The sequence below is a fragment of the Nonomuraea turcica genome (assembly GCF_030718205.1).
GTDB lineage: Bacteria > Actinomycetota > Actinomycetes > Streptosporangiales > Streptosporangiaceae > Nonomuraea.
Genome location: NZ_JAUZQF010000043.1, coordinates 38966 through 56574 on the forward strand (window position 1 = coordinate 38966; position 17609 = coordinate 56574).

22 protein-coding genes and 1 pseudogene are annotated in these 17609 nt (G+C 70.4%); 14 read left to right on the forward strand and 9 right to left on the reverse strand.

All coding sequences use genetic code 11. The annotated features are described in order from the left end of the window. The first annotated feature begins 32 nt into the window (after positions 1-32). Positions 33-875: a universal stress protein gene (locus Q9G87_RS56195; protein ID WP_305924912.1), complete on the forward strand. Its 843-nt coding sequence runs from the start codon at positions 33-35 to the stop codon at positions 873-875. Between the two features lie 73 nt (positions 876-948). On the opposite strand, the gene Q9G87_RS56200 is transcribed toward Q9G87_RS56195, so the two are convergent. The 4 genes and pseudogenes from Q9G87_RS56200 to Q9G87_RS56215 form a co-directional block, all read right to left on the reverse strand. After that, positions 949-1116 carry an iron chelate uptake ABC transporter family permease subunit gene (locus Q9G87_RS56200; RefSeq protein ID WP_305924942.1) on the reverse strand — a complete coding sequence of 56 codons (168 nt, stop codon included), beginning with the start codon at positions 1114-1116 and terminating at the stop codon, positions 949-951. Positions 1117-1210: 94 nt separating this feature from the next. Continuing rightward, positions 1211-3106: pseudogene (locus Q9G87_RS56205) on the reverse strand (iron ABC transporter permease); the annotation flags it as partial. After that, on the reverse strand, positions 3061-4056 hold the full coding sequence (locus Q9G87_RS56210; protein WP_305924913.1) for an ABC transporter substrate-binding protein: 996 nt from the start codon (positions 4054-4056) through the stop codon (positions 3061-3063). The pseudogene Q9G87_RS56205 and the gene Q9G87_RS56210, both read right to left, overlap by 46 nt. Before the next feature lie 49 nt (positions 4057-4105). After that, positions 4106-4936 carry an ABC transporter ATP-binding protein gene (locus tag Q9G87_RS56215; protein ID WP_305924914.1) on the reverse strand — a complete coding sequence of 277 codons (831 nt, stop codon included), beginning with the start codon at positions 4934-4936 and terminating at the stop codon, positions 4106-4108. A 222-nt stretch (positions 4937-5158) separates the two neighbouring features. On the opposite strand from Q9G87_RS56215, the gene Q9G87_RS56220 reads away from it, so the two are divergent. Genes Q9G87_RS56220 through Q9G87_RS56230 form a run of 3 tightly spaced genes read left to right on the forward strand, consistent with a single transcriptional unit; the run spans position 5159 to position 7382 of the window. Then, positions 5159-5359, forward strand: a complete 201-nt coding sequence (locus tag Q9G87_RS56220; RefSeq protein WP_305924915.1) for a hypothetical protein — start codon at positions 5159-5161, stop codon at positions 5357-5359. Then, entirely contained in the window at positions 5359-5700 is a 342-nt protein-coding gene (locus Q9G87_RS56225; protein ID WP_305924916.1) for an ArsR/SmtB family transcription factor, read from the forward strand. The genes Q9G87_RS56220 and Q9G87_RS56225 overlap by 1 nt, the downstream gene beginning before the upstream one ends. Beyond that, complete coding sequence (locus tag Q9G87_RS56230) at positions 5697-7382, forward strand: SulP family inorganic anion transporter (RefSeq protein ID WP_305924917.1); 1686 nt, start codon at positions 5697-5699, stop codon at positions 7380-7382. The genes Q9G87_RS56225 and Q9G87_RS56230 overlap by 4 nt, the downstream gene beginning before the upstream one ends. Positions 7383-7732: 350 nt before the next feature. On the opposite strand, the gene Q9G87_RS56235 is transcribed toward Q9G87_RS56230, so the two are convergent. Both Q9G87_RS56235 and Q9G87_RS56240 read right to left on the reverse strand, forming a co-directional pair. Then, a complete protein-coding gene (locus Q9G87_RS56235) occupies positions 7733-8956 on the reverse strand; it encodes an FAD-dependent monooxygenase (protein ID WP_305924918.1) in 1224 nt (407 codons plus the stop codon). A 37-nt stretch (positions 8957-8993) separates the two neighbouring features. Continuing rightward, the gene (locus Q9G87_RS56240; protein ID WP_305924919.1) at positions 8994-9323 is read right to left on the reverse strand and encodes a hypothetical protein; all 330 of its coding nucleotides are present in this window, start codon (positions 9321-9323) and stop codon (positions 8994-8996) included. 34 nt (positions 9324-9357) lie between these two features. Between Q9G87_RS56240 and Q9G87_RS56245 the strand changes: the two genes are divergently transcribed. Continuing rightward, a complete protein-coding gene (locus Q9G87_RS56245; RefSeq protein WP_305924920.1) occupies positions 9358-9489 on the forward strand; it encodes a hypothetical protein in 132 nt (43 codons plus the stop codon). Between the two features lie 68 nt (positions 9490-9557). Here the strand turns inward: Q9G87_RS56245 and Q9G87_RS56250 are convergent, their stop codons facing one another. Beyond that, positions 9558-10118, reverse strand: coding sequence for a hypothetical protein (locus Q9G87_RS56250; RefSeq protein WP_305924921.1), 561 nt, complete (start codon positions 10116-10118; stop codon positions 9558-9560). Positions 10119-10365: 247 nt separating this feature from the next. Between Q9G87_RS56250 and Q9G87_RS56255 the strand changes: the two genes are divergently transcribed. Continuing rightward, positions 10366-10974 (forward strand): TetR/AcrR family transcriptional regulator, encoded by a 609-nt coding sequence (locus tag Q9G87_RS56255; protein WP_305924922.1) that lies wholly within the window; start codon positions 10366-10368, stop codon positions 10972-10974. Between the two features lie 112 nt (positions 10975-11086). After that, the gene (locus Q9G87_RS56260; protein WP_305924923.1) at positions 11087-11227 is read left to right on the forward strand and encodes a hypothetical protein; all 141 of its coding nucleotides are present in this window, start codon (positions 11087-11089) and stop codon (positions 11225-11227) included. A gap of 63 nt (positions 11228-11290) precedes the next feature. Here the strand turns inward: Q9G87_RS56260 and lgt are convergent, their stop codons facing one another. Next, complete coding sequence (gene lgt / locus Q9G87_RS56265) at positions 11291-12085, reverse strand: prolipoprotein diacylglyceryl transferase (RefSeq protein ID WP_305924924.1); 795 nt, start codon at positions 12083-12085, stop codon at positions 11291-11293. Positions 12086-12197: 112 nt separating this feature from the next. On the opposite strand from lgt, the gene Q9G87_RS56270 reads away from it, so the two are divergent. The 6 genes from Q9G87_RS56270 to Q9G87_RS56295 all read left to right on the forward strand — a co-directional run bounded on the left by Q9G87_RS56270 (position 12198) and on the right by Q9G87_RS56295 (position 16367). Beyond that, a complete protein-coding gene (locus Q9G87_RS56270) occupies positions 12198-13325 on the forward strand; it encodes a sensor histidine kinase (protein WP_305924925.1) in 1128 nt (375 codons plus the stop codon). Further along, positions 13322-13954 (forward strand): response regulator, encoded by a 633-nt coding sequence (locus Q9G87_RS56275; RefSeq protein ID WP_305924926.1) that lies wholly within the window; start codon positions 13322-13324, stop codon positions 13952-13954. Before Q9G87_RS56270 ends, Q9G87_RS56275 begins: the two co-directional genes overlap by 4 nt. A gap of 46 nt (positions 13955-14000) precedes the next feature. Then, positions 14001-14339, forward strand: a complete 339-nt coding sequence (locus tag Q9G87_RS56280) for an ArsR/SmtB family transcription factor (RefSeq protein WP_305924927.1) — start codon at positions 14001-14003, stop codon at positions 14337-14339. Beyond that, the gene (locus Q9G87_RS56285) at positions 14336-14812 is read left to right on the forward strand and encodes an SRPBCC domain-containing protein (protein ID WP_305924928.1); all 477 of its coding nucleotides are present in this window, start codon (positions 14336-14338) and stop codon (positions 14810-14812) included. The genes Q9G87_RS56280 and Q9G87_RS56285 overlap by 4 nt, the downstream gene beginning before the upstream one ends. Further along, on the forward strand, positions 14809-15435 hold the full coding sequence (locus Q9G87_RS56290) for a dihydrofolate reductase family protein (RefSeq protein WP_305924929.1): 627 nt from the start codon (positions 14809-14811) through the stop codon (positions 15433-15435). The genes Q9G87_RS56285 and Q9G87_RS56290 overlap by 4 nt, the downstream gene beginning before the upstream one ends. Positions 15436-15680: 245 nt before the next feature. Then, positions 15681-16367, forward strand: coding sequence for an MFS transporter (locus Q9G87_RS56295; RefSeq protein WP_305924930.1), 687 nt, complete (start codon positions 15681-15683; stop codon positions 16365-16367). 16 nt (positions 16368-16383) lie between these two features. Here Q9G87_RS56295 and Q9G87_RS56300 read toward each other — a convergent pair whose 3' ends face one another. Further along, entirely contained in the window at positions 16384-17091 is a 708-nt protein-coding gene (locus Q9G87_RS56300; protein ID WP_371825990.1) for a MarR family transcriptional regulator, read from the reverse strand. Positions 17092-17105: 14 nt separating this feature from the next. On the opposite strand from Q9G87_RS56300, the gene Q9G87_RS56305 reads away from it, so the two are divergent. Continuing rightward, positions 17106-17513, forward strand: coding sequence for a hypothetical protein (locus Q9G87_RS56305; protein WP_305924932.1), 408 nt, complete (start codon positions 17106-17108; stop codon positions 17511-17513). Positions 17514-17609 lie beyond the last annotated feature (96 nt).

Sequence of the window (17609 nt, forward strand, 5' to 3'; positions counted from 1 at the left end):
GCGATGAGAACCGGGACGAAGGAGGACAGATCATGATCATCGTCGGAGTGGACGGTTCGGCGAGCGCGCGAGCCGCCCTGGAGTGGGCCGTCAACGACGCTTTCCGCATGCGCCTGCCGCTGCGGATCGTGCACGCGGTGGACCGAGACTCGTACCAGATCGGCAGATATCCCCTTCCGGACGCGCCTGATCGGCTGCTGCGCGATGGGGACAGGGTCCTGGGCGAGGCCGAGGCGCTCGCCCGCGAGCGCCAGCCCACGGTCGAGGTCGAGACGCACAACATCGAAGGCAGGCCTGCCGTGGTCCTGCGCGAGCAGGCCAAGGACGCCACCGAGCTGGTCGTCGGCAGCCGCGGGCTGGGCGGGTTCGCCGGCGCGCTCCTGGGATCGGTCAGCATGCACGTCGCTGGTCACGTGCACTGCCCGGTCGTCGTGGTGCACGGCGACCTGCGGCCGGTGCATGGGGAGGTCGTGGTGGGGGTGGATGACTCGGCCGAGTGCGAGCCCGCGCTGGCCTACGCCTTCGAGCAGGCCAAACTCCGGGGCAGCGCGCTGCGGGTGGTGCACGCCTGGCAGCTGCCGGTGCACGCGTTCGCGCCGGAGGCCGCCGTCGACATGGACGAGGTTCGTACGGCGCAGCACCAGCTCGTCAGGGACCGGGTGGCGGCACTGAGCAAGGACTACCCCGAGGTCAGGGTCATCGAGGAGGCGCTGTCCGCGCATCCGGTGGACGCGCTCACCGACGCGTCGGAGCGGGCGGACCTGCTCGTGGTGGGCTCGCACGGGCGCGGCGCCCTGGGCTCGATGCTGCTGGGCTCGGTCAGCCGGGGTGTGCTGCATCACGCCCGCTGCCCCGTGGCGGTGGTCCGCGCATAGGACCTGCCTGGTCAGGGACTTTGGTCACCCGGTATCCAAGACGTCCGCCACTGCCGGCCGAGGCGGCGGGCCGTCACGCGGCACGGGAGCGTGACCGCCACAGCAGCCACACGAAGTACGGCGTGCCGACCAGCGCCGTCACCAGGCCCGCCGGCACCTGGGCCGGGGCGATGACCGTGCGCCCGAGGGTGTCGGCCAGGCTGACCAGGAGCGCGCCGAGCAGCGCGGCGACCGGCAGCACGCGGGCGTGGTGGCCGCCGACCAGGGCGCGGGCCGCGTGCGTGGTGGCCGCCGACCAGGGCGCGGGCCGCGTGCGGGGCGACCAGCCCGACGAAGCCGACGACGCCGACGGCGGAGACCGCGGTGGCGGTGAGGACCAGCGCGCCGCCGAGCGCGGCCAGCCGTACCCGCTCCAGCGGCACGCCGAGGATGCGGGGCGAATCCTCGTCCAGGGCGAGCAGGTCCAGGTCGCGGCGGAGCCAGGCGATGAGGGGAACGACGACGAGCAGCGCCAGCGCGACGGGAATGAGCTGCACCGGCTCCCGGCCGTAGGTGGAGCCCGACAGCCAGGTCAGCGCCTTGGCGGTGTCCCACGGGTCGGATTCCACGATGATCAGCACGGTGATGGAGGTGCACGCGGCCTGCACCGCCACCCCGATCAGCACCAGCCGGTCCGAGCTCAGCCCGCCCCGCCACGACAACCCGTACACCAGGGCGAACACCACCAGCGCCCCGCCGCCGGCCGCCGTCGACATCGACCAGATCCCGGCCAGCGGGACGAGCGTGAGCAGCCCGATCGCGCCGACGCCGGCGCCCGCGGTGACGCCGAGGACACCCGGTTCGGCGAGCGGGTTGCGGCACACCGCCTGCACGGCGGTGCCCGCCACGGCCAGCGCCGCTCCGGCGAGCACGGCCGCCAGGACGCGTGGGTAGCGCTGGTCGAGCACGTACGTCAGCGCCCTGCCGGTGCGGCCCTGCAACCAGTTCGCCAGGTCGCCGGTGAGAAGCCAGGCGTCGCCGCCCAGCATGCCGAGCACGACCGCGCCGGCCACCAGCGACGTTGAGACCGCCAGGATGATCCAGAACCCGGCACGGGAGCGTGCCGCGGTGGTGCGGACCGTGGGCGGCTGCCGGGTGGGCCCGGCGTCACGGTAACGGCGGGCCAGCCACACCATCACGACGGCGCCGAACACCGTGGTGACCACGCCCGGCGGCACCTCCACCCCGGCCTGCCCGCCGAGCGTGGCCCGCAGCGCGACGTCGGCGCAGAGCATGATGAGCACGCCGACCAGCGCCGAGAGCGGCAGCAGAACGCGGTGCCGGTGCACGAGCGCCGCCGACGGCAGCAACCGGACGATCACGGGGGCGCAGAGACCGACAAAGCCGATCGGGCCCGCGACGGTCACCGCGGCCGCCGAGGCCATGACCGCCAGCAGGGTCGTCTGGAGGCGCAGCGACCGCACGTCGAGTCCGAGCACCGTCGCGGCGTCGTCGCCCAGGCCCAGAATGTCCAGCCGCGGCCCGATCAGCATGGCGAGCCCCAGCACCAGCGCGATCACCGGGCCGAGCTGGGAGACCGCACCGAAGTCGGTGTGCGTGAGCGAGCCGGCCCCCCAGGCGAACAGCCCGGTCGTCTGCTCCTCGAACAGGATCATCAGCAGGTTGGTCAGCGAGCTGAGCGCCAGCGCGGTGGCCGAGCCGGCCAGTATCAGCCGGGTCGTGCTCGTCCTGCCGCCGGCCGACAGCGCCAGAACCAGGGCGGCCGCCGCGAGCCCGCCGAGGAATGCCAGCCCGCCGGAGATCGGCAGGGGCAACGTCAGGCCGAACGCCGCGGCGGCGACCACCGCGAGGTAGGCGCCTGAGCTGACGGCCAGCGTGTCGGGCGAGGCCATCGGGTTGCGGGCGACCGACTGGAGCAGCGCCCCGGCCGCGCCGAGCGCGACGCCGACGGCCACGGCCGCCAGCAGCCGGGGCAGACGGGAGGCGACCAGCACCCGGACCGCCTCCTGGTCGTCGCCGCCGAGTGCCAGCCCGAGCAGGTCGAGCGCGCCGATCGACGAGGTGCCCTGCGTGAGGTGGACCGCCGCGGCCGCGACGGTGACCGCGAGGGTGACGGCGAAGACCCCGGCGGTCCCGAGCCGCCGCAGCGGGGTGACGGGAGGCGCCGGGGTCAGAAGCTGGCTGCTCAAGCGGTGTAGGCCTTCACGAGCGCCTCGGCGTACTGCTTGCACGACAGCGGGCCACCGAAGGTCCAGATGCCGTCGGGAAGCTTGGTGACCTGCTGCTTCTCGACGAAGGGCAGCGACTTCCAGATCGCGTTGGAGGCCAGGCCGTCGGCGAAGACGTCCACGCCCTCGGAGGCGTTGTAGAAGAAGCGGGTGTCGGCGTTCTTCAGAGCGGTCAGGCCCTCGACGTCGGTGGTGCCCAGGACCCAGACCTTGTCGACCTCGCCGGTCCAGGCGTTGGTGAGGCCCATCTGCTCGGCGACGTCAGAGACCAGCGCGCCCTTGCCGAACATGCGGACCGAGATCGTGCTGCCCTCCTTCCAGCCGTCGGCCATCGCGAACTGCTTGCCGGTGACGCCGGCGGCAGCCAGCTTCTGCTTGCCGTCGGCCAGCGTGGCGTCGAGGTCGGCCAACAGCTTGTCCGCCTCGGCGGTCTTGCCCACGGCGGTGGCGATCAGCTTGAGGTCCTCGCGCATGCGATCGAGGTTGCGGGTGGCGTCACTGCCCTTGAACACGATGACGGGGGCGATCTTCTCCATCTGGCCGGCCAGCTGGACGTCGTCGGTCTCCATGACGATCAGGTCGGGCTGGAGGGCGGCGATCGAGTCGACACTGGGCTCCTGACGGGTGCCCACGTCCTTGACCGAGGCGTCGAGCTTGGCGGCGGTGACCCAGGTGCCGTAGCCCTTGGCGTCGGCGACGCCGGCCGGCATGACGCCCAGGCTGACGAGCATCTCGACCTCGCCCCACTCCAGGCCGACGACCTTGGCCGCCGGGCGGTCGAGCGTGACCTGCTTGCCCCGGCTGTCGGTGACGGTGATCGGGCCGGCGGGGGCGCCGGTGGCGGTGCCGCCGGACGTGGCGGCGGGTTCCGCGACCGGGGCCTCGGTGGTGCCGCAGGCGCTCAGAGCCAGCACGGCGATCAGGCCCACGAGGGCACGGCGAAGGAGGGGCATGGCGGTTCCTGTCCTGGTCGTACGGGGGGTTGTGGGGGTTCGGGTGGTTCTATCGGGGGGCCGATGCCCGTACGGGCAGGCGTTCGGTGTGCCTGCCGACCGGCCGCGTACGCACCGCGCCCGACACCGGGTCGTGCGTCACCTCGATGCGGATGCCGTACGCGCTGGTCAGCAGCTCTTCGGTGAGGACCTCGGCGGGCGCGCCCTCGGCACAGACCCGCCCCGCCTGCAGCAGCACCACCTGGTCGGCGATCTCGGCCGCCTGGTCGAGGTCGTGCAGCACGACTCCGACCGCGACATCGTGCAGGTCGGCAAGGTCGCGCACCAGCTCCAGCAGCTCGACCTGGTAGCGCAGATCGAGGAACGTCGTCGGCTCGTCGAGCAGCAGCACGCCGGTGTCCTGTGCCAGGCAGGTGGCCAGCCACACGCGCTGCAGCTCACCGCCGGACAGCTCATCCACCGGGCGTTCGGCCATGGTGGAGACGCCGGTGAGTTCCATGGCTCTGGCAATCGCGGCGGCGCCGCCGGGGTCGGCCGCCTTCCACCGCCCCCGGTACGGGTGCCGCCCGTAGCCGACGACGTCGCGCACCCGCACGCCACTGGGCGTGGGACGGCTCTGCGCGAGCAGGGTCACGCGGCGGGCGAAGTCACGCGGCGAGAGGTCCAGCGCGGAGGCGCCGTCGTCCAGCGTCACCGTACCCGCGTCGGGCCGGTGCAGCCGGGCCAGGGCGCGCAGCAGCGTGGACTTGCCGCTGCCGTTCGGCCCGACGAGTGCCGTTACCCGGCCGGGCCGCAGAACGATGCGGCCGCCCTCGACCACGGTCGTCCCGTGGTAGCTCAGCCGCAGGTCTGCGCCGCGCAAAGAGACTGTCTCGATCACACATGTTAGGTTAGGCTAACCTTTATTGCCGGTCAATTTGTCCTCAACGCGCCGAGAGTCGGTGGACAGCCCTCGGGACGCTCGATGGCTCGCCGGGGCGCGGCTGGCCGCTTCGACCCGCCTGATGGACGCATCGCTGCCAAGAAGCGTCCTGCGTAACCATGAAATTGCGAATTTGCGCAATTCATTAGATGATGGCGGGATTCGACGGAGGGGTGTGAGGTGAGCGGGTCTTTCGCTGCCGAGGTCAGAGCGCGGGCACGCATGGCGGCCGCCGCGCTGGAAGCGGCGCGCCGCGACGATGATGTCGACGCGTTGATGCTGGCCGAGGGCGAATGGGAAGAAGTCATGCGGCTGGCCAACGTCCACGGCGTGCGGCTCGATCCCGACGGCGCCGAGCCGGGTCCAGGGTCGGCGACCTGATGTCGGTGCCGCTCTACCAGGCCAAGGCGGAGCTCTTCCGGCTGCTCGGGCACCCGGTACGGATCCGCGTACTGGAACTCCTGCAGGACGGGCCGAGGCCGGTGCGTGACCTGCTTGCCGCCATCGACGTGGAGCCCACCGGGCTGTCGCAGCATCTGGCGGTGCTGCGACGCTCCGGCATGGTGACCGCGCAAAGGGACGGCTCCACCGTCGTGTACGCCCTGGCCGGCGGCGACGTGGCCGAGCTGCTGCGCGCGGCCCGCCAGTTGCTGACGCAGATGCTGGCAGGGCAGAGCGAGTTGCTGAGCGAGCTGCGCAAGGCGCAGGAAGAGGCCCCATGAGGCGTGCCGGGGTGTGGAGTCGCGTCCTCGGTGTGTTGCCGGAACGGGGCGAACTGGCCGGGATGGGCCGACGTCCCCGGCGTGACCTGCTGGCCGGGCTCACGGTGGCGATCGTCGCGTTGCCGCTGGCGCTCGGGTTCGGCATCTCCTCGGGCATGGGCGCCGAGGCCGGCCTGGTCACGGCGGTGGTCGCCGGGGCGCTCGCGGCCCTGTTCGGCGGCTCCGGGCTGCAGGTGTCCGGGCCGACCGGGGCGATGACGGTGGTCCTGGTGCCGATCATGCAGGCGCACGGGGCCTCCGGGGTGCTGACCGTCGGCATGCTCGCCGGGCTGCTGCTGATCGGGCTGGCGCTGGCCCGCGCCGGCAGATACATGGCGCTGGTGCCTGCCCCGGTCGTGGAGGGTTTCACGGTCGGCATCGCCTGCGTCATCGGCCTGCAGCAAATTCCCGCCGCCCTCGGCATGCCCACGCCCGAGGGAGACAAGGTCACCGCCGTAGCCTGGCAGGCGGCGCAGGACTTCATCGCCCACCCGAACTGGCTGGCTCTGGGCATCTCGTTGGCGGTCGCGGCGGTGATGTCTGCAGGCACACGATGGCGGCCGAGACTGCCCTTCTCCCTGATCGCCGTCGCCGCCGCCACCCTTGCCGCCGAGCTGATCGGCATGCCGGTGGCCCGGATCGGCGACTTGCCCGACGGACTGCCCGCCCCCTCACTGGCCTTCCTGGATCCATCGGCGCTGGCCTCGCTGATCACCCCGGCCATCGCCGTGGCGGCGCTGGCCGCGCTGGAGTCCCTGCTGTCGGCCGCCGTCGCAGACGGCATGAGCGTCAATCACCGGCACGATCCGGACCGGGAGCTGTTCGGCCAGGGACTGGCCAACCTGGTGGCGCCGCTGTTCGGCGGCGTCCCGGCCACCGGGGCGATCGCCCGCACCGCCGTCAACGTACGCTCCGGCGCCCAGTCCCGCCTTGCCGCCCTGGCCCACGCCGGAATCCTCGCCGTGATCATCTACACTGCCGCCGACCTGGTCGCACGGATCCCGCTCGCCGCGCTGGCCGGCGTCCTGCTGGCCACATCCGTACGCATGGTCGAGGTCGGCTCGGTCAAGGCCATGCTCCGCTCCACCCGCGGCGACGCCGTGGTCCTGGTGCTGACCGCGCTGGCCACCCTCGCGCTGGACCTGGTCCAGGCGGTGATCCTCGGGTTGATCGTGGCCGGTGCGCTGGCCTTGCGCGCCATCGCGCGCAACGTACGGCTGGATGAGATGCCGCTACGCCCGGATCTGCCCGGCGACCACACGGAGGAGGAGCACGCCCTGCTCGCCGAGCACATCGTCGCCTATCGTCTGGACGGGCCGCTGTTCTTCGCCGCGGCCCACCGCTTCCTGCTGGAGCTGTCAGAAGTCGCCGACGTCTGCGTGGTGATCCTGCGCATGTCCCGCGTCACCACCATCGACGCCAGCGGCGCCCTGGTGCTCCGCGACGCCATCGAACGGCTCGAACGCCGCGGCATCACGGTCTTCGTCTCCGGCATCCGCGACGGCCACCACCAGCCCCTGGAAGCCCTCGGCGTCATCGCCCGCCTCAACCAGGCCGGCCGTGTCTTCAGCACGACTCCCGAGGCCATCGCCGCTGCCCGTGACCGCCTCGACCACACCGGCATCCTGCCCGCCGCCACCTGAAGCAGGGGCGGCCATTTTCACGTCGTTCCCGTCAAACCCAGCGTGTTGAGAGTGAGCGGTAGCTGAGCGAGGCGAGCAGGACTCACTCGCTCTGGGCTGGCCGCTGGGTACCGGTGTGTAGTACGGGGCCGTCGCCGGGGCGGGCCGGAACCTTAGCCCGGCAAGGGCAGCATCGTCGATCTCGGTGACCACGCGCAGGGCACCGGCTTCGGTCGCCTCGCCGACCGCAAGACGCACCAGCGCGTCGCGTACCTCCGGTGGAATGCCGGGCAGGACGTGCACCAGGTCGAGACGGACGGTGGTGCGCTGGCTCGTTCTCCCAGGACGTGGCCGCATGACCGACGAAGGGCTTACTGCCCGCTGTTTGCGTCGCCGCGCTCGGGGAGGACGACGGGAGCCGACTTCGTGGTGGACGCCGGCCGGCTCAAGGAGGTGTAGTCCGGCAGCTCGAAGTGGCCGCCGGCCATCTTCTCCCCCATCTTGGCCATCGAGCTGAGCAGGAAGCGCCGCTTGAACAGCTGGTTGCGCAGCCAGATGCCCATGCGGGTGCGCGGTGCCAGGAAAAGGCCGGCGTTGTTGCTGTCGGCGGCCTTGATGAACGGGCGAATGGTCTCCTCGTAGCGCTCGAAGGCCGTGCCGTAGTCGGCCTGGCTCAGCTCGCCCGCCAGCACATAGGCGGCGACCAGGGCCATGCCGCTGCCGACGCCGCCGAGGGTGTTGGCCGCGGCGGCGTCGCCGAGCAGCACGATCCGGCCCTTCGAGAAGTGCTCGAGTGCGACCTGAGCGATGGTGTCGACGTAGACGTCCTTCGCCCGGGCCAACTTGGCCAGGATCTCGGATGTCCGCCAGCCCATACCGCGGTAGGCGTCGATCAGGATCTGCTTCTGCTCCGCCGCTGAGTAGCGGTCGTAGGTCAGCTCAGGCGAGGCGAAGCAGAAGAAGGCGGGTGCCTTGGGGCCGCCGATAGAGACGAGCCTGCCCGGCTCGTTGTACATCACCGGCTCGTCCACGACACGCTCCATGTCCACCAGCGCGTAGTAGTGGCCCATGTGCTTGACGTAGTCCGACTCCGGGCCGATGGTCAGGCGGCGCACGTTGGAGTGGATGCCGTCCGCTCCGACGACCACGTCGAAGGTGCGGGGCGCACCCTCTTCGAACGTCACGTGGACGCCCGAGGCGGTCTCGGTCAGCGAGGTGATCGAGTCGCCGAAGATGTACTGGCACGTGTCACGAGTGCGCTCGTAGAGGATCTCCGCCAGGTCGCCGCGGAGAATCTCCAGGTCGCCGCCGGTGAACCAGCCCGGCATGACCGCGATCCGCTTGCCAGACGAGTCGATGACCGTCTGGTCGGTGCCCCCGGTCTGGCGGCGCTCGACCTCCTCCAGGATGCCCATGCGGCGCAGGAGCTCCAGGTGGGTCTCGCCCTTGAAATCGATGGCCTGGCCGCCGGTGCGGAGGACTGGGGCCTTCTCCACAACGGTGACCGTGGTCCCGGAGCGGGCCAGCCAGTAGGCGAGGGCGGGGCCTGCGATGCTGGCGCCGGAGATGAGGACCGAAAGGTGCTTGTTCGTCATGGCTCTACTCTCGGAAACCCCGCTGACAGCTCACCGCCTATCCGCTGACACCTTCGTCGATCATTGTCAGCGCGTCCTCGCGGCTCATCGCCGCACCCGTGCCGAACTGCTCGGCGAACGCCTCGGCGCCGATCGCCGCGATCGCTTCTGCGGCGGCCCTGGCCACGTCGGGGTCGCCTGCGAGGGCGGTCCCGCCAAGTGCGACGGCGATGCCTAGCAGCAGGGCCGCCTGCTTCGGTGGTATGGCTTCCGCCAGTCCCTCCACAGCGGCGCCCAGGTCGGCGACCAAGAAGGACTGCTTTGCGACCGACACCGCCTCCTGATGGAACTCGCCCGCCCGTTCCAGCCTGGCCGCCTTCGATGGCAACGGACAGGAGTCGTGGTCATCCAGCGGCCCTTTGATGGGTTACGTTTCCCGGCGCGCCTACCTGGCCGAGCTCGCCGAGCTGTCGCCGGTCAGCCGCAAGCGCCAGTGCGCCGCGATCGCCTCCTTCACCAAGTGGGCGGCCCGCCACGACCTGGACCTCCTATAGCTCTCCCCGACCGGGCCGGCCCGATGACGACGACGTCGTAAGTGTTGTCGTAAGTGCTGCCGTCCATGTCAGTTTCCCTTCGCGGCGCGGCCGAGGCGGATGGCCGAGATCAGGAAGAAGATGCCGCCGGGGATGGCGTAGCCGGCCGCGTTGATCAGTGTCGGGTTGGCCGCGGAGGCACCGAGGATGAACGACGCGCCGGCGAGGACGGAGACGCCGCCGCTGATGATCATCGGCCACTGGCCGCCCATCTTGCGGCGGGTGACCCCCACGATCAGCTGGACCAGCCCGGCCACGACCGCCCAAGCGCCCCACACGCGCAGCACCGCCGGGATGCCGGACGTGCAGGCGATGGCCACGCCGATGGCGGTGATCAGGCTGACCGCCATGTTCACGTACAGCAGGGCAGGTGATCCGGTGGTGCGCGAGGCGCGGGCGTCGATGATGGCGGCGGCCACGTCGAACAGCGGGTAGAGCACGAGCAGAGTGACCGCGAGCGGACCCAGGTTCGCGGCGGTCGTGAACATCACGAGGGCCCAGACGATGGCGAACGCGAACCGGACGAAGTACAGCCGCCGCAGCGCGGACGCGGTCCCGGAAATGCCGGGCGAAGCAGCGATGGAGCTCATGATGATCCTTTCAGAGTTTGAGTGACGAGGAGACTGCCTTGCTCGTTCCGTGCCGCGGACGCCGGACCCGCCGCCGACAGGCCGACCGCGGCGACCACGGCCGCACCGATGGACAGCGGGGCGGTGCGTACGTAAAGACGACGAGCCACGGGACAGCTCCTGCAAGACAGAACGTTCTATCTCGCATAGCCTGCAACCTATAGTGCAGACTGTCAAGACCGAACGTTCTACCTACTAGGGTGGTCTTATGCGCAGCGAATCCGAAGGCCGGCCGTCCGAAGCGCGGTCCCGGCTGCTCGACACGGCCACCCGGCTCTTCTACGCGGAGGGCATCCACGCCGTCGGCATCGATCGCATCGTCGCCGAAGCGCAGGTGACGCGGGCCACCCTCTACCGGCACTTCCCCGGCAAGGAAGACCTCGTCCTCGCCTACCTGAACGAGGTCGACCGGGCCATGCGGGGTCAGGCGGACGAGGCCGTCGCCGCCGCACTACCGGCTGGCGACACCATCCTCGCCCTCAGCAAGTCCATCGCCCAAAGCATCCAGTCCCCCGGCTTCCGGGGATGCGCCTTCCTCAACGCTGCCGCCGAGCATCCCGACCCCGAGTCCCCGGTGCACAAGGCCGTGCTCGCCCACCGCCAATGGTTCCTGGAAACCGTCACGGAACTGCTGGCCAAGATCCAGGAGACCGGCGCCGAGCCCGCAGCCCGCCACTTCGTGATGATGCGCGACGGCGCCATGGCCGCCGGCTGCCTGTTCGACCCGGTGCTGATCTGCGAGACCTTCCTGCACGGAGTCGAGAGACTCCTGCAGGTTTATGCCGTCACCGACTACAGCGGACCGGCGGGCGCCTGAAGCCGCAGGCCTCCGCTCAGGAATGAAGCGATCGAGCCCCTGTCGGCGGTCGCCGGCCGGATCCCACGGCGCGGCAGCGGTATTTCCTCACAGCCGTTCTGGCCGACCTGGCATGACGGTCGCCGGACAGGCGTGGGTGGACCGGCTGTTCATGGCCGGCCTGCTCGGCATCGGCCTCGCGCTCGCCAACGCCGGCACCACGCTCGGCCTGGGCAAGCCGCCGATTGTTCAGAACAACGCCTGGCTCAAGTAGTGCGCACGACCACCCGCCCACCCCGGCGCGGCGCCGGGTCGCCCTCGTCCTACACGCCCGGGATCAGGGGGTGCGCACCTTGCGAGCGGCCGTCAGGTAGGCGGCCGCCGCCCCGAAGACCAGCAGCGCAGTCCAGACGTTGAAGCGCAGTCCGAGGATGTGGGGGGCGGGATCGATGCGCAGCCACTCGATCCAGGCGCGACCGGCGGTGTAGGCCGCGACGTACAGCGCGAACGTCCGGCCACGCCCGAGCTGGAAGCGCCGCTCGGCCCAGACGACGACGCCGGCCACGCCCAGGTTCCACAGCGACTCGTAGAGGAAGGCCGGATGGTAGGTGGCCGTGGATTCCAGGCCCGGCGGCCGGTGCGCGGGGTCGATCTCCAGCGCCCATGGCAGCGTGGTCGGCCCGCCGTACAGCTCCTGGTTGAACCAGTTCCCCCAGCGGGCGATCGCCTGCCCGAGCGCGATTCCGGGTGCGGCGGCGTCGGCGAAGTCGCGCAGCGCGATGCCGCGCCGGCGGCAGGCCAGCCATGCGCCCACCGCGCCGCCGGCGACGGCGCCCCAGATGCTGATTCCGCCCTCCCAGATCGCGAAGGCACGCAGGGGGTCCTTGCCGGGACCGAAGTACTGCTGCCAATCGGTGGCCAGATGGTAGAGCCGGGCGCCGACGATGCCGAACGGCACGGCCCAGGTGGCGATGTCCCCGACCGCGCCGTGCTCGCCGCCGCGGGCGGACCAGCGGCGCTGGGTCACCCAGATGCCGACGGCGATGGCGAGCACCATCAGCAGGGAGTAAGCGCGGATAGGGAGCGGGCCGAGGTGCCAGACGGCTTGGGACGGGCTGGGGATGGCTGTCACGCCGTCGAGTCTGGTGCCGGTACGGCCGCGCGCACATCGAGCGGGACACTGATCGCAAGGTCAGTCGACTGGTTGATGCCGAGCCGACGGATGGCTGATTATCGTCGGTGCCGTGGAGTCCTGGGAGCGGTCGCAGCGCCGGTGGCAGCACGCCTTCTTCGCCTCCTGGCTGGTGCTGACCTCGGCCGGGCCTCTGATGGAGGTGGGTCGGGTCCTCCCGGTCCTGTTGGTGGGCGGCCTGGCCGCGTGGTACGCGGCGTGGTTCGTGCTGTGGACGCCGCCCACGGGCGAGGTGCCCCTGCCGTATGTGCTCGGCGGCGGGTTGCTCTGGCTGGGGCTGTTCGCCGTCGACTCCTCCTTCCTGGTGGTCTGCCTGAGCGTGCTCGTGCCGTACTGCATGGACGCCGTGCGCGTCGGGTTGGTCGCGGTGGTGTCGTGCGCCGGAGGCTGGTTGTGGCATCGCTACCACGAGAGCGGGTCGATCACCTGGACCGAGATCGCCATCACCGCGCTGATCGCGATTAGCGCGGCCACCGCGGTCGGGTACTTCTATTCGGTTGCCCGGCAGAGCGCCGAGCGCCAGCGGCTCATCGACCAGCTGCAGGCCGCGCAGGAGGCGCGGGCGGCGGCCGAGCGGCAGGCGGGCGTGGCAGCCGAGCGGCAGCGGTTGGCCCGCGACATCCACGACAGCCTGACCCAGGGGTTCGCCAGCGTGGTGATGCTGCTGGAGGCGGCGCAAGAGACGTTGCCGGACAACAAGCACCTGACCCAGGCGTTACGGGCGGCCAGGGAGAACCTTACGGAAAGCCGCCGGGTGGTGCGGGCGCTGCGCCCAGGCGAGCTCGACGAGGGCGGCCTTCCGGAGGCCCTGCGGCGGCTGTCCGGCCGGCTGGCCGACGAGACCGGCATCGAGGCGCACACCGTGATCACCGGGACGCTGCGGCCCCTGGACGCGCACGTCCAGGTGGAGCTGCTGCGCGTGGCGCAGGAGGCGGTCGCCAACGTCCGCCGCCATGCCCGCGCCGAGCAGGTTACGCTGACCCTGTCGTACATGGAGGACCTGGTCGTGCTGGATGTTCACGATGACGGCGACGGCTTCGATCCCGAGCAGGCCGTCTCCGGCCACGGCCTGTCGATCATGCTGGAGCGGATGGAGCAGCTCGGCGGCACGTTACTCGTGGAGAGCACATCGGGAGAGGGCACCACGGTCGTGGCCAGCCTCCCGGCGGTGGCGCGATGATCGTCCGCGTCCTGATCGCCGACGATCATCCGGTGGTCCGCGACGGCATCCGGGCGATGCTCGGCACTCAGGATGATCTGGAGGTGGTCGGCGAGGCGGTCTCAGGCACGGACGCCGTACGGCTGGCGCGCGATCTGCGGCCCGACGTCACCCTGATGGACCTGCAGATGCCCGAGGTCGACGGCGCGACGGCGATCAGCCGGATCCGCCTGCACGACCCCGGGGCCAGGGTGATCGTCTTGACCACCTATGACACCGACGGCGACATCTCACGTGCCATCGACGCGGGAGCCATCGGCTACCTGCTCAAGGACACCCGCCGTGAGCAGCTGTTCGACGCCATCAGGGCGGCGGCCCGAGGGGAGAGCGCGCTCTCGCCCGCGATAGCGAGCCGCGTGTTGTCGTGGGCGCGTGCCGAAACGCCCGGCGCTCTCAGCGGCCGGGAGATCGAGGTCCTCGGCGCGGTCGCCCAGGGAATGAGCAACAAGGCCATCGCGGCCCACCTGTGCATCAGCGAGGCCACGGTCAAGACTCACCTGCTGCACGTCTTCGCCAAGCTCGGTGTCGATGACCGCACCGCCGCCGTGACCGTGGCCGCCACGCGGGGGATCATCCGGCTCAGCGGCTGATACTTAGCCCTTGCGCTAACTATGGCCGGTCGTAATACTTAGCCTCATGGCACAGTATTCGGCGCACCTGGACGGCGTGTTCGTCGCCCTCGCCGACCCGACCCGGCGCGCCGTAGTGCGGCGCCTGGGTCACGGGCCCACGAGCGTCGGCGACCTCGCCCGCGAGTTCCCGATGACCCTCCCGTCGTTCATGAAGCACGTGCGGACGCTCGAATCGAACGGGCTCATCCGCACGGTCAAGTCCGGCCGGGTGCGCACATGCGTGCTCAACCGCGAGCGGCTCGCCCTCATCGACGACTGGCTGGCGGAGCAGCGCCGCATCTGGGAGGAATGCACCGACCGCCTGGAGCGGTTCGTCACCGACCCGAAGGAGAACAGGCAGTGAACCCCGATCTCGACCTTGCCCTGGAGCGGATCATCCGCGCCCCGCGCGCGACCGTGTGGCGGGCTTGGGCCGACCCGTCCCGGCTCGAGCAGTGGTGGGTCCCGGCTCCGTACCGCTGCCGGGTGGACCGGCTGGAGCTGCGACCCGGGGGAGCGTTCATGACGCGCATGAGTGACGGCGGGGTCGAGTTCATCCCGCATCTGGACGCGTGCTTCCTCGCCGTCGACGAACTCGAGCGGATCGTGTTCACCAATGCGATCACCAGCACGTGGCGTCCCGCGAAGCCCGCCCCGGTCGCGATGACCGCCACGATCACGCTCAACGATCACCCGGACGGCACGGACTACCGCATTCTCGTACGGCACGGCGACCCGGAATCCCGTGCCCACCACGAGAAGCTCGGCTTCGCGGAGGGCTGGGGCACGGTCGCCGGCCAGTTGGCCGCCATCGCTGAGAGCACGGTCCCGCGATGAGGATCACTCTCACCGAGTTCGTCACGCTGGACGGGGTCAGCCAGGGACCTGGCTCTCCGGACGAGGACACCAGCGACGGCTTCGCCCTCGGCGGCTGGCTCGTGCCCCACATGGACGGGACGTTCGTCCAGCGCGCCTCCGGCTGGCTCGACCTCGCCGACGGCCTGCTGCTCGGCCGGCGCACGTACGAGGCGTTCGCGCGCGACTGGCCGAAGATCACCGACCCGGCCGATCCGTTCGCCGAACGGATGAACACCCTGCCGAAGTACGTCGTGTCGAACACCCTCACCGAGGGGACCTGGCATCCCACGACCATGCTCGGAGGCGACCCGATCCAGGCGGTCACCGAGCTCAAGACGCGATCGGGACGGGAACTCCAGATCCACGGCAGCGCCCGCCTGGCGGACACGCTCCTGGCGGCGGGACTGATCGATACGCTTCGCCTCGTGGTCGCGCCCACAGTGCTCCGGGCCGGCCGCCGCCTGCTGGGCGGTCCGGGAACCACGTCCGGTCTCCGCCTGGTCCATCATGAGGCGACGCCGACCGGCCTGCTGCTCCTCGAATACGAGACGACAGGCCGAGCACCCCGAGGCGAATACGAGGGCGTCACCGCCTTCCTCTGAGGCAGGGACAAGGATGCGGCGAGCGCTGCAGTCAGGCCAGGCGGCCTCGGTCGGGTTGCTTAAGGTGTCGCGTTCACCCGGTTGTCTGGTAGGCGGTGGTCCAGAAGTCGCGATGGTGCCGAGGCCGCACGCTCGCGAACTCCATGCTGACGACACCGAGCGACCCTGCATGCTCTCGGTCTGCTCGGTGTTCCTCCTTGCAGCGGGATGGACGAGACAGTCAAGCCCGATGCAAACTGATCCCCATGCACGATCATCAACCGCAAGGGAATGCCGCTCCGCCGGGCGGGGAGCGACCGGCATGGGCGTTGATCGGCCCAGGAATCGCTGCGCTTACCGGTTTGTACCTGCTGACGATGCCCTTCGGGCCCGCAGCGCGGCTTTCTCTGCAGTTAGATCTGGCTTTGTCCAGCCAGACGGCCCTGCTCATGACTCTCGTCGCGTACCTGGTCAGCGCGGCAGCAGGTGGGGCGCTGGGCGTTGGCCTGGGTGGGCGTTTGCTGACGACAGTGGGCCTGGCGGCCATCGCCTTCATGATCATCGGTGTGCTGCTGAACGCGCTCGCCCCCGACGCCGGAATCTATCTGACCGGCCGGGTGCTGAGCGGGCTCGGTGCCGGTGGCGCGGTCGGGGCGACGGTGGCCTTCGCGCGGCGGGCGGGCCGTCGCTGGGGCGCGGTGGTCGCGATACTGGCGGGTCTTGGCGTCCTCGCCTTGATCGTTGGCCCGTTCATCAATCACGGGCTGTCGAGTGCGTTGGGGTGGAGGTGGGGATACCTCATCACGGTGCTTCCTTTGGTCGTGGGGCTGATTGCCGCTGCCGTCAGCGGATTCGTGCTGCTCCTGACCCGGCGACCTGCGCAACCGAATTCGGCCGGCATGCCGTATCCGCCAGCCGAGCAACGGCCTTGGACCGCCCCTCCGGGGACCTGATCGGACTACGGGACGGTTACGCGGAGAAGATTCCGGTGATAGCCGCGATTTTGATGGCGAGCGTGATCGGCATCCAGATCAGCCAGGGCAGCAGACAGCGGGCCGCCGAGGGTGAGTAGCGCGAGAACACCACCATCGTGGTAGCGGCGAGCAGGAGGCCGGTCGCATCGATGACGGCGATGGAGCGCAGGCCGTCGGCCAGCCAGAAGAGGTTGCCATGCCGCGGCCCCATGCCGGCCTTGATCACGAGCCAGACCGCGATGAAGACCCACGTGGGCACGAGAACCTCGGTCATCCCCAGATCCGTAGCGGCCTCGCCGACCGGCCAGAAACGGGAGCGGGCTGCGCCGATCTCGGGGTGGCGGTCGTTGGTCGAGGTGTTCATCAGGGTTCCTTCCGGCCGTTGGCGGCCGCGCCGCCGGCGAGCCTGCACGCCCGCCGGCAGAAGGTGCACCTGCACCGCACGCCGGTCGCGCGGGTGGGGCCGCCGCTCCGCCAGGCCCATGGCCTCCAACTCGTTGACCAGCGTGACCACCACCGGCTTGAACACACTCAGCCGCTCACTCAGCCGTGCCTGGACCAGCGGGCCGTTCTGGAGTTGCGTCAGCACGCCGAGGTGGAGCGCCTTGAGCGTGCACTCAAGGGCAAGAGCCGTGCCGCCTCTGCCAATGTGTTCCGCCAGGCGGCCTCCTAGCGTCGGAGTCGTCGGAAAGGAAGGCTCCACGAAAGGAGATCCTCATGACCGCGATGATCATTCGCCGCGGCCTCACCGTCGCCGTCGCGTCCCTCGCTGCGTTCAGCATTCTTGGGGGGACGGCCGAGACCGCGTCTGCCCACCCTGTTCCGGGGTGTAACAGCGGGACCTACCCGGGCTACACCGTCCGTCACCTCCACCTGTACGGGAGCAACCCGGCCGTTGCCGTCTGCAAGGCTTTCAGGGCCATCGGTGGGGGGAAATTCCAGGTCTTCTACAAGATCAAGGGCCGAGGCGGCCCCAGGCAGGTTCAGGTTCGGAACGACGGAACGACCGTCCGCACGTATTTCGTGAGAGGCGGAACGGGGACGATAAAGAGCCGGCTCCAGGGGCACAGCACCTTCTTCAGGGCCTGCCGCCCGGACGGCACGGTCTGCGGCGGGTGGCAGTGACCGTCACCAACGGCGTCCCGGCGGGGAGGGCTGCATGTCGACCGCCTTGCCCCGATGTTCATCAGAAGCGGCCCGCCAAACTGTTTGAGCGGGGGA

Coding starts and splice junctions, on each gene's coding strand:
- Q9G87_RS56195 (WP_305924912.1), top strand. CDS start 33: ATGATCATCGTCGGAGTGGACGGTTCGGCGAGCGCGCGAGCCGCCCTG.
- Q9G87_RS56210 (WP_305924913.1), bottom strand. CDS start 4,056: ATGCCCCTCCTTCGCCGTGCCCTCGTGGGCCTGATCGCCGTGCTGGCT.
- Q9G87_RS56225 (WP_305924916.1), top strand. CDS start 5,359: ATGTCGGTGCCGCTCTACCAGGCCAAGGCGGAGCTCTTCCGGCTGCTC.
- Q9G87_RS56230 (WP_305924917.1), top strand. CDS start 5,697: ATGAGGCGTGCCGGGGTGTGGAGTCGCGTCCTCGGTGTGTTGCCGGAA.
- Q9G87_RS56235 (WP_305924918.1), bottom strand. CDS start 8,956: ATGACGAACAAGCACCTTTCGGTCCTCATCTCCGGCGCCAGCATCGCA.
- Q9G87_RS56245 (WP_305924920.1), top strand. CDS start 9,358: ATGGGTTACGTTTCCCGGCGCGCCTACCTGGCCGAGCTCGCCGAGCTG.
- Q9G87_RS56250 (WP_305924921.1), bottom strand. CDS start 10,118: ATGAGCTCCATCGCTGCTTCGCCCGGCATTTCCGGGACCGCGTCCGCG.
- Q9G87_RS56255 (WP_305924922.1), top strand. CDS start 10,366: ATGCGCAGCGAATCCGAAGGCCGGCCGTCCGAAGCGCGGTCCCGGCTG.
- Q9G87_RS56260 (WP_305924923.1), top strand. CDS start 11,087: ATGACGGTCGCCGGACAGGCGTGGGTGGACCGGCTGTTCATGGCCGGC.
- Q9G87_RS56275 (WP_305924926.1), top strand. CDS start 13,322: ATGATCGTCCGCGTCCTGATCGCCGACGATCATCCGGTGGTCCGCGAC.
- Q9G87_RS56280 (WP_305924927.1), top strand. CDS start 14,001: ATGGCACAGTATTCGGCGCACCTGGACGGCGTGTTCGTCGCCCTCGCC.
- Q9G87_RS56290 (WP_305924929.1), top strand. CDS start 14,809: ATGAGGATCACTCTCACCGAGTTCGTCACGCTGGACGGGGTCAGCCAG.
- Q9G87_RS56295 (WP_305924930.1), top strand. CDS start 15,681: ATGCACGATCATCAACCGCAAGGGAATGCCGCTCCGCCGGGCGGGGAG.
- Q9G87_RS56305 (WP_305924932.1), top strand. CDS start 17,106: ATGACCGCGATGATCATTCGCCGCGGCCTCACCGTCGCCGTCGCGTCC.